Origin of the sequence: Serratia sp. CY40230 (assembly GCF_052168835.1) — a bacterium.
Taxonomy (GTDB): domain Bacteria; phylum Pseudomonadota; class Gammaproteobacteria; order Enterobacterales; family Enterobacteriaceae; genus Serratia; species Serratia nematodiphila.
The window spans coordinates 789,997-804,069 of sequence record NZ_JBJNLX010000001.1; the positions used below are offsets into that span (position 1 = coordinate 789,997).

The 14,073-nt window shown below is 63.6% G+C and carries 15 protein-coding genes; 2 read left to right on the forward strand and 13 right to left on the reverse strand.

Going from position 1 to position 14,073, the window contains the following annotated elements; all coding sequences use genetic code 11:
• Nucleotides 1-38: 38 nt before the first annotated feature.
• Entirely contained in the window at nucleotides 39-479 is a 441-nt protein-coding gene (locus tag ACJ8IJ_RS03740) for a DMT family transporter (RefSeq protein ID WP_442518270.1), read from the reverse strand.
• Between the two features lie 17 nt (nucleotides 480-496).
• Nucleotides 497-1,015, reverse strand: coding sequence for a GNAT family N-acetyltransferase (locus ACJ8IJ_RS03745; protein ID WP_442518271.1), 519 nt, complete (start codon nucleotides 1,013-1,015; stop codon nucleotides 497-499).
• A 38-nt stretch (nucleotides 1,016-1,053) separates the two neighbouring features.
• Between ACJ8IJ_RS03745 and ACJ8IJ_RS03750 the strand changes: the two genes are divergently transcribed.
• Nucleotides 1,054-1,623: a helix-turn-helix domain-containing protein gene (locus ACJ8IJ_RS03750; protein ID WP_197753311.1), complete on the forward strand. Its 570-nt coding sequence runs from the start codon at nucleotides 1,054-1,056 to the stop codon at nucleotides 1,621-1,623.
• A gap of 13 nt (nucleotides 1,624-1,636) precedes the next feature.
• On the opposite strand, the gene ACJ8IJ_RS03755 is transcribed toward ACJ8IJ_RS03750, so the two are convergent.
• From ACJ8IJ_RS03755 to ACJ8IJ_RS03765, 3 genes are all read right to left on the reverse strand, one after another.
• Entirely contained in the window at nucleotides 1,637-1,930 is a 294-nt protein-coding gene (locus ACJ8IJ_RS03755; RefSeq protein WP_172574815.1) for a DUF2623 family protein, read from the reverse strand.
• Nucleotides 1,931-2,060: 130 nt separating this feature from the next.
• The gene (locus tag ACJ8IJ_RS03760) at nucleotides 2,061-2,648 is read right to left on the reverse strand and encodes a nitroreductase family protein (RefSeq protein ID WP_015378412.1); all 588 of its coding nucleotides are present in this window, start codon (nucleotides 2,646-2,648) and stop codon (nucleotides 2,061-2,063) included.
• A gap of 69 nt (nucleotides 2,649-2,717) precedes the next feature.
• Complete coding sequence (locus tag ACJ8IJ_RS03765; protein ID WP_015378413.1) at nucleotides 2,718-3,614, reverse strand: LysR substrate-binding domain-containing protein; 897 nt, start codon at nucleotides 3,612-3,614, stop codon at nucleotides 2,718-2,720.
• Nucleotides 3,615-3,729: 115 nt separating this feature from the next.
• Between ACJ8IJ_RS03765 and ACJ8IJ_RS03770 the strand changes: the two genes are divergently transcribed.
• On the forward strand, nucleotides 3,730-4,365 hold the full coding sequence (locus ACJ8IJ_RS03770) for a flavodoxin family protein (protein ID WP_033632636.1): 636 nt from the start codon (nucleotides 3,730-3,732) through the stop codon (nucleotides 4,363-4,365).
• An 8-nt stretch (nucleotides 4,366-4,373) separates the two neighbouring features.
• Here the strand turns inward: ACJ8IJ_RS03770 and ACJ8IJ_RS03775 are convergent, their stop codons facing one another.
• The 8 genes from ACJ8IJ_RS03775 to ssuD all read right to left on the reverse strand — a co-directional run bounded on the left by ACJ8IJ_RS03775 (nucleotide 4,374) and on the right by ssuD (nucleotide 13,871).
• Nucleotides 4,374-5,591 (reverse strand): acyl-CoA dehydrogenase family protein, encoded by a 1,218-nt coding sequence (locus ACJ8IJ_RS03775; protein ID WP_015378415.1) that lies wholly within the window; start codon nucleotides 5,589-5,591, stop codon nucleotides 4,374-4,376.
• Between the two features lie 17 nt (nucleotides 5,592-5,608).
• Complete coding sequence (locus ACJ8IJ_RS03780) at nucleotides 5,609-7,039, reverse strand: MFS transporter (protein ID WP_286093429.1); 1,431 nt, start codon at nucleotides 7,037-7,039, stop codon at nucleotides 5,609-5,611.
• Between the two features lie 183 nt (nucleotides 7,040-7,222).
• Complete coding sequence (locus ACJ8IJ_RS03785; RefSeq protein ID WP_015378417.1) at nucleotides 7,223-8,098, reverse strand: MetQ/NlpA family ABC transporter substrate-binding protein; 876 nt, start codon at nucleotides 8,096-8,098, stop codon at nucleotides 7,223-7,225.
• 2 nt (nucleotides 8,099-8,100) lie between these two features.
• Nucleotides 8,101-8,805, reverse strand: coding sequence for a methionine ABC transporter permease (locus ACJ8IJ_RS03790; RefSeq protein WP_425326760.1), 705 nt, complete (start codon nucleotides 8,803-8,805; stop codon nucleotides 8,101-8,103).
• Nucleotides 8,802-9,821 (reverse strand): methionine ABC transporter ATP-binding protein, encoded by a 1,020-nt coding sequence (locus ACJ8IJ_RS03795; protein WP_021505840.1) that lies wholly within the window; start codon nucleotides 9,819-9,821, stop codon nucleotides 8,802-8,804. Before ACJ8IJ_RS03795 ends, ACJ8IJ_RS03790 begins: the two co-directional genes overlap by 4 nt.
• A 7-nt stretch (nucleotides 9,822-9,828) precedes the next feature.
• Complete coding sequence (locus ACJ8IJ_RS03800; RefSeq protein ID WP_004940847.1) at nucleotides 9,829-11,235, reverse strand: LLM class flavin-dependent oxidoreductase; 1,407 nt, start codon at nucleotides 11,233-11,235, stop codon at nucleotides 9,829-9,831.
• An 84-nt stretch (nucleotides 11,236-11,319) separates the two neighbouring features.
• A complete protein-coding gene (locus ACJ8IJ_RS03805) occupies nucleotides 11,320-12,699 on the reverse strand; it encodes an FAD/NAD(P)-binding protein (RefSeq protein ID WP_442518272.1) in 1,380 nt (459 codons plus the stop codon).
• The gene (ssuD, locus tag ACJ8IJ_RS03810; protein WP_004940843.1) at nucleotides 12,699-13,871 is read right to left on the reverse strand and encodes an FMNH2-dependent alkanesulfonate monooxygenase; all 1,173 of its coding nucleotides are present in this window, start codon (nucleotides 13,869-13,871) and stop codon (nucleotides 12,699-12,701) included. Before ssuD ends, ACJ8IJ_RS03805 begins: the two co-directional genes overlap by 1 nt.
• Between the last annotated feature and the right edge of the window lie 202 nt (nucleotides 13,872-14,073).

The following is a 14,073-nucleotide window of genomic DNA, read 5'->3' on the forward strand; positions in this document are numbered from 1 at the left end:
ACTCAAGGCCGGCAGCAAACGGCCAGCAAACGGCGCGCTCAAAAGCTGCGTTTCGCCACCAGATAGGCGCCCGCTACCAGCAATAAGGCGCCGAACAGCGCCGGCAGATTCTCGCGCAGCGCCGCCGGGCCGGCGCGGTAGACGTCCGCCAACAGCCCCATGCACAGCTGGCTGGCGACCAGGATCGAGATGGTGGCTGCCGCCCCCAGCTTCTGGTAACCCAGAATGCCGGCGAACACGAACAGCGCTCCCAACAGCCCCGGCAACAGCATCCACCACCTGGCGGCGCCGGTCACTTCCGCCACCGCGCCGAGGCCGTTTTTGGCCAGCAGCAACCCCATCAGCAACAACAAACCGACGCTGGAGTTGATCACCAGCGTAATGAGGATGGTCGAAACGCTTTCGGTAATGCGCACCATCAGCAGATTCTGCACCACCAGCCCCATTCCCGCCGCGATCAGCAGTAACAGCATATTCATCGCCCTGTCTCCCGGGATCAGCGCGCGGGCGGCGTCGCCCGCTCGTCGAGCCTCAGCTGCAGGAACGTCAGATCCAGCCATTGGCCGAATTTGGCGCCCACTTGTTCCATGCGCCCCACGTCGCGAAACCCCAGCGCCAGATGCAGCTTAATCGAGGCCTGATTGCCGGATTCGATGCCGGCCACCATCACGTGCTTGCCGATTTCCCGCGCCCGTGCGATCAGCGCCAGCAGCAACACCTTGCCAATCCCTGCGCCACGATGCGCCTGATGGACATACACCGAATGTTCCACGGTATGGCGATAACCATCCCAGGCGCGCCAGTCGCCGAACGACGCGTAGCCGATCGCCTCGTCCGCGGCGTTCACCGCCACCAGCACCGGGTAGCCCGCCGCCTGCCGCTCGCCGATCCACGCTGCGCGGTTGGCCGCATCCACGGTTTGTTCATTCCAGATGGCGGTGCTGTTCAACACCGCGTCGTTATAGATAGCGGCAATCGCCGCGCTATCGTTGAGCGTCGCATTTCGTATAATCATGGTTTACCCCGGCCAATTGTCCACTATAATACTACGATATGAATATTAAATTAGACAATCTAAATCAGCTGATCGGCGCGCGCATTCGCATTGAACGCGAGGCGCGCCACTGGTCGCTGTCCGATTTGGCCGAACGGGCGGGCGTATCGCGGGCGATGGTGCATAAGATCGAGCGCGGCGAGAGCAGCCCGACGGCGATGCTGTTGGGCAGACTGGCGGGGGCGTTCGGCCTCAGCATGTCCAAGCTGATCGCCCGCGCGGAAACGCAGGAAGGCCGGCTGCTGCGCCGGGAAGATCAACCGGTCTGGGTCGATCCTGAGAGCGGCTACGTGCGGCGCCACGTGTCGCCGCGCACCGATCTGCCGCTCGATCTGGTGCGCATCGAACTGCCGGCCGGCGCAGCGATCCCGATGCCGGCTTCGGTGTATGCCTTCAAGCGTCAGCTGATCTGGGTTTTATCCGGCGAGCTGGTCTTTCTTGAGGGTGAGGCGCGCCATGAAATGGCCGAAGGCGACTGCCTGGAGCTAGGCCCACCGGCGGACTGCCGCTTTGAAAACCAAAGCGATGAGGCATGCGTGTATATGGTGGCGGTGCTGAGCGCCGCCTGACGGCTCGCCGGCGCTACCCCTGCGTCGGCTGGTTATAGCCGGCGTGGAAAAACTTCTCCGCCAACCGGCTGTCGCCGCCGGAGAAGAACTCGCTCATCGGCTCGCGACCGAGGCCATAGGCGCGGCTGAGCTGCCCGGCCTCGAACGCCGCCCGGTTCTCGTCGCCGCAGCGCTGCGCCAAATGGTGCGCATAGCCGAGCACGAAACCGCGCTTGTAGTCGGAGCAAAAGCGCGACAGCTCCGCCTCCGGCTTCAGTTTCTCCACCTTTAACCCCGCCAACAACCCTTTGCCAAAATGATCTCCCACGGGTTCCTCCTCACCGCACAATCGCTATATAACAAAATATACAACGAATGAGCGAACGCGAACATACTCCCAAAGTTTTACTCGCCGCATAAAAAAGGCCCGCCAAGCGGGCCTGCGAGAAAGCGGGCAATCACAGCGTGAAATTCAGCCCTTCGCTGACGGTCTTGCCGAGCGGCAGACGGCCCGACGGCGCTTCTTTCTCCTGCAGGAAATCCGGCAGGCGGGCTTTGTCGCCCGGCTTGCCGATCGCCACCATAGCGTGCACCGCATAGTCGTCCGGCAGTTGCAACGCCGCTTTGATCTTATCGTGGTGAATGCCGCTCATGCAGTGGGTCAGCCAGCCTTTCAGGTGCGCCTGATGCGCCAGGTTGGCCCAGGCCGCGCCGGTGTCGAACGCATGGGTCGGGTTGTCCACCAGTCGCTCGCCGTTCAGGCTGGTGGTTTTGGAGACGATCACCACCAGCGCCGAGGCGTGTTGCGCCCAGCCGCGGTTGAAGTCGATCAGGAACTCCAGGTAGTTCTCCCAGCTGTCGGAGCCGTGCTTGCTGTAGGCAAAGCGCCACGGCTGAATGTTGTAGGCCGAAGGCGACCAGCGCGCCGCTTCAAAGAAGCTCAGCAGCGTTTGATCGTCGATGGCGTCGTTGGTCATCGCGCGCGGCGACCAGCGCTCGATAAATTGCGCGTCAATCGGGTAATCGGAGATTCTTGGCTGGCTCATGATAGGTTCTCGCAGTGAAGTAAAAACAAAAGTTCGCTGATATTCCCACAGCTTAGGACGGTAAAACTTTTATTTCGTGCCATTGTCCTGCGGCAATTCCTGCTGCAGCCAGGCCAGAAACGCCCTGACCGGCGGATGCCGCTCGCGCCCCGGGGCGCACAGCACGCTGTATGCGGCGCCCGGTACGCGCACCTCCGGCCGGTACGCCACCAACAGACCGTTGTCCACCATCTCGGACACCATCACCGAGCTGGCGAGCACCCATCCCTGCCCGGCCACCGCCGCCTGCAGGGCGTAATGCTCCTCGTGATAGCTGCGCATCGCCGCATGGCGCTGCCACCAGTCCACGCCGGCGGCCCGGCACCAGTCATGCCAGCCGCTGTCGTACAGCGCCGAATCCCCCCACTTGACGGTGATCAGCACCGGGTTTTCCGGCGGAGCGGCGGCCAGCCCCGGCGCGGCGTAGACGCCAAAGCTTTCCTCCAGCCGCGCCGCCTGATGCAGCGCGGGATAATGCGCGCGGCTGTAGCGCACCGCCACATCCACGCTGGCGTCCTGCTGCAGGTCGATCACCTCGGCGCAGGCCTCCAGGCGCACCAGATAGTGCGGATGCGCCTGGTAGAAACGCCCCAGGCGCGGCACCAGCCACAGCGCCGCGAACGAGTGCGTGACCGAGACGCATAGCGAGCCGCTGCTGGGCTGCGGCCGCAGGCCCTCAAGCGTGGCGGCGACGTCCAGCAGCGCGCCGTGCACTCCGGCAAACAGCGTTTCGCCCTTCGCCGTCAGCCGCACGCCGCGCGGCACCCGCTCGAACAGCGCAAAACCCAGCTGCTGTTCCAGCGCCTTGATCTGGTGCGAAATCGCCGTCGGCGTCACCGCCAGCTCGGCCGCCGCCAGCTTGAAGCTGCGCAGGCGAGCGGCGGATTCAAAGGTGCGTAACGCGTTGACGGGCAGCGTAGCGAACATGGCGAAGCCTCTTGGGATGAGTTGAATTCATCCTGGCAGAAAAACCGTCATTTGTCGCCTGCATACATTCGCTTCTAGATTAAGGCTGAGTTCACTTCACACCAAGGAGCATGACATGAATACAGCTCATCAATCCAAGCGCCTGGTGGTGCTGGTCGGCAGTCCGCGCCGCGACGGCAACAGCGCCACGCTGGCGCAGGCGATCATGGCGGGCGCCGCCGAAGCCGGCACTTCCGCCAGCCTGCATTTTCTCGACGATTACCTGAGCGGTTTCCTGAGCGATGAACGCCATACGCCGCCGCCGGCCGATCGCTACGCCGAGCTGTTCCTGGAGCACTTCCTGCCGGCCGACGGCGCGGTATTTTGCACGCCGATTTACTGGTACGGCATGTCGGCGCAAACCAAGGCCTTTTTCGATCGCTCGTTCAGCTTCTATTCCAACGCCTACCCTCAGGCGGAACAGGTGCACCAACGCATGAGCGGCAAACGCATCGGGCTGGCGGTGGCGTCGGAAGAAACTTATCCCGGCGCGGCGCTGGGCATCGTGCATCAGATCCAGGAGTTCAGCCGCTACACCCATTCCGCCTTCGTCGGGCTGGTGCACGGCGCCGGCAACCAGCGCGGCGAGATCGCCCGCGATCCGCGCAACCCGCTGCGGGCCGCCCGCGAGTTGGGGCGCGAGTTCTTCACCCGCCCCTACTCGGATTATCAGATGGACAGCCCGCGCAGCACGCAGGTTTGGACGGAATAGCCACGGCCTCAACCGCCACTGCCGATTTGCCAGATAAAGGTCGGCGTATGGCGGTTAATTTCCCAGTCACCGATATTGCGCGCCTTGTAGATCACCGGATTATGTGAAGAGAGCGTGCGCGCATTGCGCCAGTGGCGATCCAACGCCTTGCCGGTACGGGTATCTGAAGCGCCGAGCGCATTGAACAATTCACCGGCGGCGCGCTGCACCCACTCCCCGGCGATGACCTGCGCCCTGGCCGCGTCCAGCTCCGCCGTCACGTTAAGCGCCTGCAGCAGCGCTTCATCGCCGGATCGATGCGCCTCGTAAGCCTGCTGCAGCGAGGAAGTCGCTTTTAGCACCGTCGCCTCGACCGCATAGGCCCAGGCGCTGATTTGCCCCACCACCTGCTGGATCTGCACGTCGTCCTTCACCCAACCGGCGTTGCCGTGGCTATAGATCCTTTTACGTTGCCTCACGCCCTCGCCGACGTCTCGCAGCACCGCGCGGCCGATCCCCGCCAGCGTCGCCAGCAACACATGCTGATAGAACGCAGTTTGGTAGCGGAAGCGCTCGGCAAAGTCATAGACGTGCGCCTGCTCGACCTGCGCATCAATAAAACGCGTGGTGCCGCTGCCGGTAGTGCGCTGGCCAAATCCGTCCCAGTCGTCGTCGCGCTCTACGCCCGGCTGGGCGACGTTCACCAAAGCGATCACCGGGCCGCCGCTGTCGCTGCGCTCGGCATACACGTCGATCCAATCGGCAAACAGACTGCCGGTGCTGTAAAATTTCTCGCCGTTGAGCGACCAGCCGTCGGCCTGCGGCGTTACCCGGGTATTAACCTGCCCCAGCTTCACGCCGCCGATCTCGGTCCAACCGCTGCCGACCAGCTCGCCGTCGAGAAAGCGTTCGAACCAGCGATCGCGCTCCGGTCCGTCCGGCGCGTTCAGCCGATCTTCCACGAAGGCGAAATGCGCCCGCAGCGCCTGCGGCAGGTTAGAGTCCGCCTCCGCCAGTTCGGCCAGCAGTTCGAACAGCTGCGGCAACGAAGCGCCGTCGCCGCCCTTTTCACGCGGGATGCGCACCCTGCCGAACCCCGCCTCTTTCAGCCAACGGATCGGTTCATGCGGCAGCGTGCGCGACAGCTCGCGCTCCACCGCCCCAGCGGCGATTTCGGCGAAGATCGGCCGAAAACGCGCGGCCAGCTGTGCGTAGTCTGCTCCGGTGGATAACAGGTGTTGCGTCATGTCAGTGTCCTCTGTGGTTAAGCGCGATCGGCCAGATCGTCGATATCGTGCGCCGTCGGTTCGAAGCGAATGATCAGCAGGAAGACGATGGGGATCGCCGCCGCCAGTGAAACAATCCAAAACATGTCGGTGCCGAAGCGCGCCTGCAAAATCGGCAGAATAAACAGCGCCAGCGCGCTGCCGATACCGGACAGCGAACGGCCGAAACCGACGCCGGTGGCGCGGATCGCCGTCGGGTAAGAGAGCGCCGGGTAAATCATCATCTGCGCGCCGGGGCCGAAGCCTTCGGCGAACAGCCATAGGCCCAACATCAGGATCGCCAGCCCAACGCCGAACGCCGCCTGTGGATGCCCGATCAACGCCAGGGCAATCAGCGCGATAAACTGCAGCGCAAATCCGGCGATCGCCACGTGGCGCGAAGGATACTTCCATGCCAGACGCATGCCGAGCAGGCCACCGGTAAAGGCGAACAGCACGTTCAGCCCGAGCGAGGCGGAGAGGGTTTCAAACACCCCGGCGCCGAGAAACTGCGCCAGAATCGACGGCAGAAAGAAGGCGATGGCGGTGTATTCAAAGGAAATGCAAACGTTCATCACGCAGGAGACCAGAGTGCGCTCGCGGTACGGCTTGCGGAACAGCACGCGGAAGCTGACCTTCGCCGCCGCCGGTTGGGCGGCGTCAGGTTCCGCCTCATGGGCGGCGATGCCGTATGACTCGCGCAGGATGCGCGCCGCCTCTTTCAAATCGCCCTGGTTAGCGGCCCACAGCGGCGACTCGTTCATAAACTTACTGCGCACCATGATGATCAGCAGCGCCGGCACCGCGCCGAAAATCAACGAGGCGCGCCACAGCCAGTTCGCATGTTCGGCCGGCAACAGAAAATAGAGCGCAAAGATGATCAGAAAACACATCGACGAAGCGGCGTACCACATCGGGCACCAGGCCGCCAGGCGCGACGCCTTGTTGGCCTTGCCGGAGAATTTGGAGAATTCGGCCAGATAGGCCATCGCCACCGGCAAATCGATGCCGACGCCGATACCCATCAAAAAGCGCGCGCCGATCAGCACCCAGACGTTGGGCGCCAGCCCGGCGGCGATGGCGGAAACCACAAAAAACAGCATATCGGCCATAAACACCTGATAGCGGCCGTACTTGTCGGTCAACCAGCCGCCGACCAGGTTGCCAAGAATGGTCCCGACCATGATCGAAGAAGTTACCACCCCGGTCAGCAGCGGGCTGAGGCTGAATTCACGCACCACGTCATCGATGCCGTAAGACAGCGTGGTCAGATCATAGGCATCGAGAAAAACACCGCCCAGCGCCAACAGCACGATCATGCGCGCATGGGTATTTTTCTCGCTGCGTTGGTTAATCAAACGCGCCACATCGCTGGCGGAGCCGATGGGCGCAGATAACGGCGGCGCGGTATCGATATTTAAGGTACTCATAGCTTCCTCGTTGTAATTGGCAGGTGACACCTCGTTTATAGGGTGAAAAAATTACGCCGACAAACAACAAATTATTCTATAAATATCATTAATATCAATAAATTAAACTCAGTTACAGCGTAACAGAAGCGCCGGATTAACACGCGTTAATCCGGCCTTTATCACGGCCATTTCGGGCGGGGATTATTCTGCCGAGACCGGCACCAGCACGCCTTTCACCAGCGGGTCGTCGGTGTTTTTCAGCCACGCCTGCAACCTGGGATCGGCAAACGCCCGCTGCAGCTTGCGAATATTTTCGTCCTGCAGATAGGGCGTGCCAATCACCAGCTGCGAAGCGAAGGTCTTCGGCGCCGGTGGGAACAAGATGCCCTTCTCACGCGGCACCTTGCCGGCGTCGAACTGCGACACATAGCCAATGGCCGCATCTACCGAATTCAGCGCGCGCGGCATGGTCAGCAAATCCAGCTCCTTGAAGTTAAAATGGCGTTTGTTCTCGCGAATGTCTTTCAGCCTGGCGGTGCGCGCCTCGATCGCCGGATCCAGCCCGATCAGTCCAATGCGCTGCAGCAGCCACAACGCCTGCCCCTGATTGGCGCCGTCGTTGGGCACCACGATCTCCGCGCCGTCCGGCAACTCGGCGATCGACGTATAGCGGTCGGAATAGATGCCGAACGCCCACTGAAACACCGGCAGCGTCGGGGTCAGCTTAAAACCGTTGGCCTCCACCACCTGCTTTAGCCACCACTGGTGCTGGTAGATCGTGGCGGCGTACTGCCCCTGCGCCACCGCACGATCGGCCTGCACCGGATCCTGCAGGCCAACCGCCTCCAGCCTGAGGCCGTAATCCGGCGCGATATGCTCGCCGACGTACTCGATCACCCGCTGCTCTCCGGCCATCGCCGGCTCAAAGTGCACTTTCAGCGTGCTGCCGAACTGCACCGTCTGCTGCTGGCGGGCGCTGAAGTGCCAAACCGCGGCGGCGATAATCGCCACCGCCGCGATACCCACCGGCCACGGCCAGCGTTTCTTCTTCACTATCTCAAAATCGTGATTAGGCATGATTAAAGGGTTTCCTGATGATGACGCAACGCGGCGACCAGGCGGTCACCAATAAACTGAATCAGTTGGATCGTGGCGATCAGCACCACAATGGTGGCGATCATGATGTGATTGTCGAAACGCTGGTAGCCGTACACCACCGCCAGATAGCCGATGCCGCCCGCGCCAATGGTGCCGGCGATGGCCGAATACTCGATCATCGAGATGACGTTCAGCGTGATGGCGGCGACGATCGCCGGCAGCGCCTCGCTGAGCTGCGCGCGGGTGACTATCTGCCAGATCGAACCGCCGGACACCAGCCCCACCGCCGTCACCTCCGGCGGCAGTTCACGCAGCGCGTTCTCCACCAGCCGGCCGAAGAACGGAATGCCGGCGACGATCATCGGGATCACCGCTGCCGGAATGCCGATGGTGGTGCCGGTCAACCAGAAGGTGAACGGAATAATCGCCGCCATCAGCACCAGAAACGGCAGCGAACGGCCCATGTTCACCAACCAGCTCAGCGCGCGATTCAGCGCCGGGCGCGGAAACAAGCCGCGCGATGAGGTGTTGAACAACACCACGCCGACGGCGCCGCCAATCGCCACCACAAACAGCATCACGATGCCGACCATCAGCCAGGTTTCGCCGTAGGCCGGCAGCATCAACAGATGGATCTCGCGCCAGGGTGTGTCCTGGCTCATCACGCTGTCAGACAGATTTTTCATACCGCCTCCTTCAACGCCGCCGGCTGTTCCAGCACCTCGGCGAGAATGCCCAACCGCCGCAGCTCGTCCTGCAGTTCAGCCACCGAACGCGAACCGCCGCCAAAACGCACCGCAATCTCCAACCGCCCGGCCAGGCTGCCGCCCACCACTTCAACGTGGCCGCCCAACAGATCGATCTGCAGGTCGAGTTGGCGGCTGATGCGGCTGATCCAGTCGGTGGCCGCCGGCTGACGGGCGCAGTAGGTTACCTGCAGCCGCAACGCGGCGTCGGACGCCAGCGTCTTCAGCGGGAACAGCCGGCGGCCCAGCGAGGAATCGGGCGCTGCCAACAGCTCGCGCACCGGCCCTTGCTGCACAATCACGCCGTCGCGGATCTCGGCCACCGCGTCGGCGGCGTCGCGCACCGCATCCATCTCGTGGGTGATCAGGATGATCGACAGGCCATACCGATCGCGCAGCTGTTTAAGCAGGCTGAGAATGGCCCCGGTGGCGTCCGGATCCAGCCCGGAGGTGGCCTCATCCGCCAGCAGCACCGACGGATTCAGCGCCAGCGCGCGGGCGATGCCGACCCTTTGGCGCTGGCCGCCGGACAGCTGCGCCGGGTAAAACGCCGCCTTGTCCGCCAGCCCCACCGCCGCCAGCAGGCTCTTTACCCGCTTGTCGATATCGCGCGGCACCACGCCCAGATAGGTCAACGGCAGCGCTACATTCTGCCAGGCGGTTTTGCGCTGCAGCAGCGCGGAAGACTGGAACACCGTGCCTATCGCCCGCCGCTCCCTGCGCAGCGCCTCGCCCGCAAGCCGCGACAAGTCCTGGCCGTTCACCCGGATACTGCCGCTGCTCGGCCGCTCCAGCAGGCTGATGCATTTCGCCAGCGTCGATTTGCCCGCCCCGCTGGGGCCGACCACGGCGGTAATCGATCCGGCCGGCACCCGCAGCGAAACGCCCTTCAGCACCTCAATCCGGCGCCCGTCCGGCGCGCGGTAAGCCTTGTGCAACTCCTCAATCTCTATCATCGCATCCTCACTTGACGCTCAGTGCATCGGCCAAGGACGCGCCGGCCGGCCAGCGGTAGCCCACCGCCGGGTGCGGCTCCGCCAGGCGCGGCCCCTGATTGAACAATTTTTCTCGCAGAGTGCCCGCCGTGTAGTCGCGCTTGTACGCTCCGCGTTTTTGCAGCTCGGGGATCAGCAGTTCCACCACGTCGGTGAAGGTTTCATGGGTAACGGCGTAGGCCAGATTGAAACCGTCAACATCCGTTTCCTCCACCCACGCCTGCAGTTCGTCGGCCACGGTTTGCGGGCCGCCCACCAACAGCGGGCCGAAACCGCCGATGCCGACCCATTCGGCGATGCCCTGTACTGTCCATTCACGGCTGGGATCGGCGCTGGAGAAAGTTTCCACCGCCGACTGAATGGCATTGGTGTGCAGATGCTTCAGCACCTGATCCGGCTGATACTGGCCGAAATCGATGCCGGTCCAGCCGGACACCAGCGCCAGCGCGCCTTCGTAGCTGGTATAGGATTTGTATTCCCGCCATTTTTCCTGCGCCTGTCGGTCCGTTTCACCGACGATCACCGTCTGCAGGTTGAAGATCAGGATGCTGCGCGGATCGCGCCCGGCCTCGGCGGCACGGCGGCGGATATCGGCCACGGTTTTTTTCAGCAATGTTTTCGAAGGAGAGGCGACAAACACGCATTCGGCGTGCTCCGCGGCAAACTGCTTGCCGCGGCTGGAAGCGCCGGCCTGATACAGCACCGGCGTGCGCTGCGGCGAAGGCTCGCTCAGGTGAATGCCCGGCACCTGGAAGAACTCGCCCTTGTGGTTGATCGGATGAATTTTCGCCGGATCGCTGAAGATGCGCCGCTGACGATCGCGCAAAATCGCGCCGTCTTCCCAACTGCCCTCCAGCAGCTTGTAAACCACCTGCAGGTATTCATCGGCGTAGTCGTAGCGCGCATCGTGATCGGTCTGCGCCCGGTGGCCAATATTGCGCGCGCCGCTCTCCAGGTAAGAGGTGACGATATTCCAACCGATGCGCCCCTTGGTCAGGTGATCAAGCGTCGACAATCTGCGGGCGAAAGGATAAGGGTGCTCGAATGACAGCGAGGCGGTCAGCCCGAAGCCGAGATGTTCGGTAACCAGCGCCATCGGTGTCACCAGCGCCAGCGGATCGTTAACCGGCACCTGCGTCGCCTGGCGGATCGCCGCGTCGCCGCTGCCGTTAAGCACGTCGTAAATCCCCAGCACGTCGGCGATAAACAATCCATCGAACTTGCCGCGTTCCAGCAGGCGCGCCAGATCGGTCCAATATTCGAGATCCTTATACTGCCAGGAACGGTCGCGCGGGTGCGCCCACAGCCCCGGCGACTGATGGCCGACGCAGTTCATATCAAAAGCGTTAAGACGAATTTCACGTTGCGATGACATAGCGAGCTCCACAATTATCTGCCGGCCACGGACGGAGCCGGGCCGGATGGGGGGTCTTAGGGTGTTAAAAACGGGAATGGACGATCAGTTTGCAGCCGGACATCGCGCCAGCAGGTATTGCGCGACGCTTTGGGCGTGTTCCGCCACCTGCGGCAGCCCCATCAGTTCGCCGAAGCGGCCGCGCGCCGCCGGGCCGGCCACCAGCAGGCGCGGGTTGGCAAGGCCGTCGCCGCCGATCGCCTGGCTGTCGGCATTGACCCACAGCCCCAATCCCTGCGGATCGGCGCGCAGCGCCCCCTGCTCCGCCAGCGAACTGAGCAACGGGCTGGCGGCGATCAGGCCGGCATGAGCCGGCCCCGTAGCGATCAGCAACCGCTGCGCCTGCAGCGCCCGCTCTGCGCCCTGGCGCGGCAGAATCGTCAAGCGCACGCCCTGCGGCGTGGGTTCCGCCCGCCGCAGACGAGCGGCCAATACCTGCAGCGTGCCCGCTGCCTGTTGCTCCATCAGCAGCGTGCTCACCTGCGGCGCAAGGCGATAGCGGTGCACGTCCCAATAGGCGCGCAGATGCCGCAGAAAGCGCTGCTGTTCGGTCAGCGTCAACGCTTGCCACAGGCGCTGGCCCTGGGCGCGCACCGCGTCCAACACTGCCTGCCACGGCACCCGTTGCCGAGCGGCGCGCGCCACCTCAAGGCGCACCTGCCGCACCCCGTCACGCAGTCCGGATGGCGGGGTAAACGACCACGTCGGGTACTCCCCTTCGGCATTGGCACGCGGCAGCAAGCCGTGACGAGAGAGCGCGGTAATCGGCCCGCGATGCCCGCGGCGGTGCAACGCCGCCACCGCATCGGCCATCGTCAGCCCGCTGCCGACGATCGCCAACGATTCATCGGGTTCAATCTCATCCAGCGCCCCCTCCACCCAGGGATTGGCGATCAAACGCGCGTCGCGCGCCAGTTCCGGGGCGATCTGCCGCGGCAGCGCGGGCGGCGGATGGCTGGTCGCCAACACCACATAATCGCCCCACAGCCGTTCGCCGCCGGCGGTGATGACGGACGCGCCCTGCGCCTGCGGCTGCAGGTGCTGCGCCCGATCGCGCAGGTGCCGCAAGCGGGCCTGGCCCGACTGCGCCGCCTGATGAAAACGTTCCTCGACATAGCGGCCGAAGGCGCCGCGCTGCGGATAGGCTTTACCGTCGCGCCACAACGCCTGCGGATCGGCCGCCAGCCCGCCGCCCTCGCGGAACCAGCGGTCAAAATCCCCCGCCGGTTCATCCGCCAGCTGCATCCTATCGGCCGGGACGTTGATGCGGTGAGTCGGCTCGGTGGTCGAATACGCCACGCCATAGCCCGGCGCGGCGCGCGGTTCGATCACCGTGACATCCACCGCTCCGCGCGCCAGCTGGATCGCCAGCGCCGCGCCGGTGAAACCGCCGCCGATAACGATAATATGGGCACGCTTCGCCATCAGCCCTCCCGCTGCGCCGGGCCGGGACGACGATCGCCGCCGATGGTTTCGCCAAACGGGCCGGTATTGATCGTGCGAGCCGTCTGATGAGCCGACTGCGCCAGCGGCAGCAGCGGCATCACCAGCTCGGCGAAGCGGTGGGCCTCTTCCAGATGCGGATAGCCGGAAAGGATGAAATTGTCGATGCCCAGCGCCTGATACTCGCGTATGCGCGCCGCCACCTGCTGCGGATTGCCCACCAACGCGGTGCCGGCGCCGCCGCGCACCAGGCCGACGCCGGCCCACAGGTTGGGGCCGATGCGCAGACTCTCGCGCGAACCGCCGTGCAGTTCGCTCATGCGGCGCTGGCCGGTGGAGTCCATGCGCGCAAAGATCTGCTGCGCCGCCGCGATGGTGTCGTCATCCAGATGCGCAATCAGTCGCTCGGCCGCCGCCCAGGCTTCGTCTTCAGTTTCGCGCACAATAACGTGCAGGCGAATGCCATAGCTGAGTTTACGCCCCTGCCGCTCGGCGCGCTGGCGCACCGCCGCCAGCTTTTCCGCCACCTGAGCCAGCGGCTCACCCCAGGTCAGGTAGGTGTCGATCTGCCCGGCGGCGATGTCGAGCGCTTCCGACGATGAGCCGCCGAAATAGAGCGGCGGGCCGTTTTCCTGCACCGGCGGGAACAGCAATTCGGCGCCTTCGACGCGAATATGCTTACCGCTGAAATCCACCTTCTCCCCTTGCAACAGCCGTTGATACACCGTGAGAAATTCCTGTGTCACCTCATAGCGTTCGGCATGGCTGAGGAAGATGCCATCCCCTTTGTTTTCCACCGGATCGCCGCCGGTCACCACGTTGATCAGCAGGCGTCCGTCCGACAGCCGATCCAGCGTCGCCGCCATGCGCGCCGCCAGGCTCGGCGGCTGCAGGCCGGGGCGCACCGCCACCAGGTAGCGCAACCGGCGGGTGATCGGCGCCAGCGCCGCCGCCACCAGCCAGGAATCCTCGCAGCTTTTACCGGTTGGGATCAGCACGCCGTAATAGCCGAGGTTGTCGGCGGCCAGCGCCACCTGCTGCAAATAAGGCAGGTCCACCGGGCGCCCGCCCTGCGCCGTGCCCAGATAGCGACCGTCGCCGTGGGTCGGCAGAAACCAGAAAACGTTGATGCGATCTTTCACTGACTCAGTCATTTATGCCTTTCCTATATAACTATTTTCATTATTTATCGATAGAAAAACTTTGCTTGGTTATAAAAAGAAAAGCAGGATGCGTGCCACATTGCAGATTTAAAAAAACCAATGCATATCAATATATTGATGAGATATCGACGTCAAAACGCTGCTGCATTGGCAGCAGGCGGCGGCGGAAAGCTGTTGCCAATGCAGCACCGTG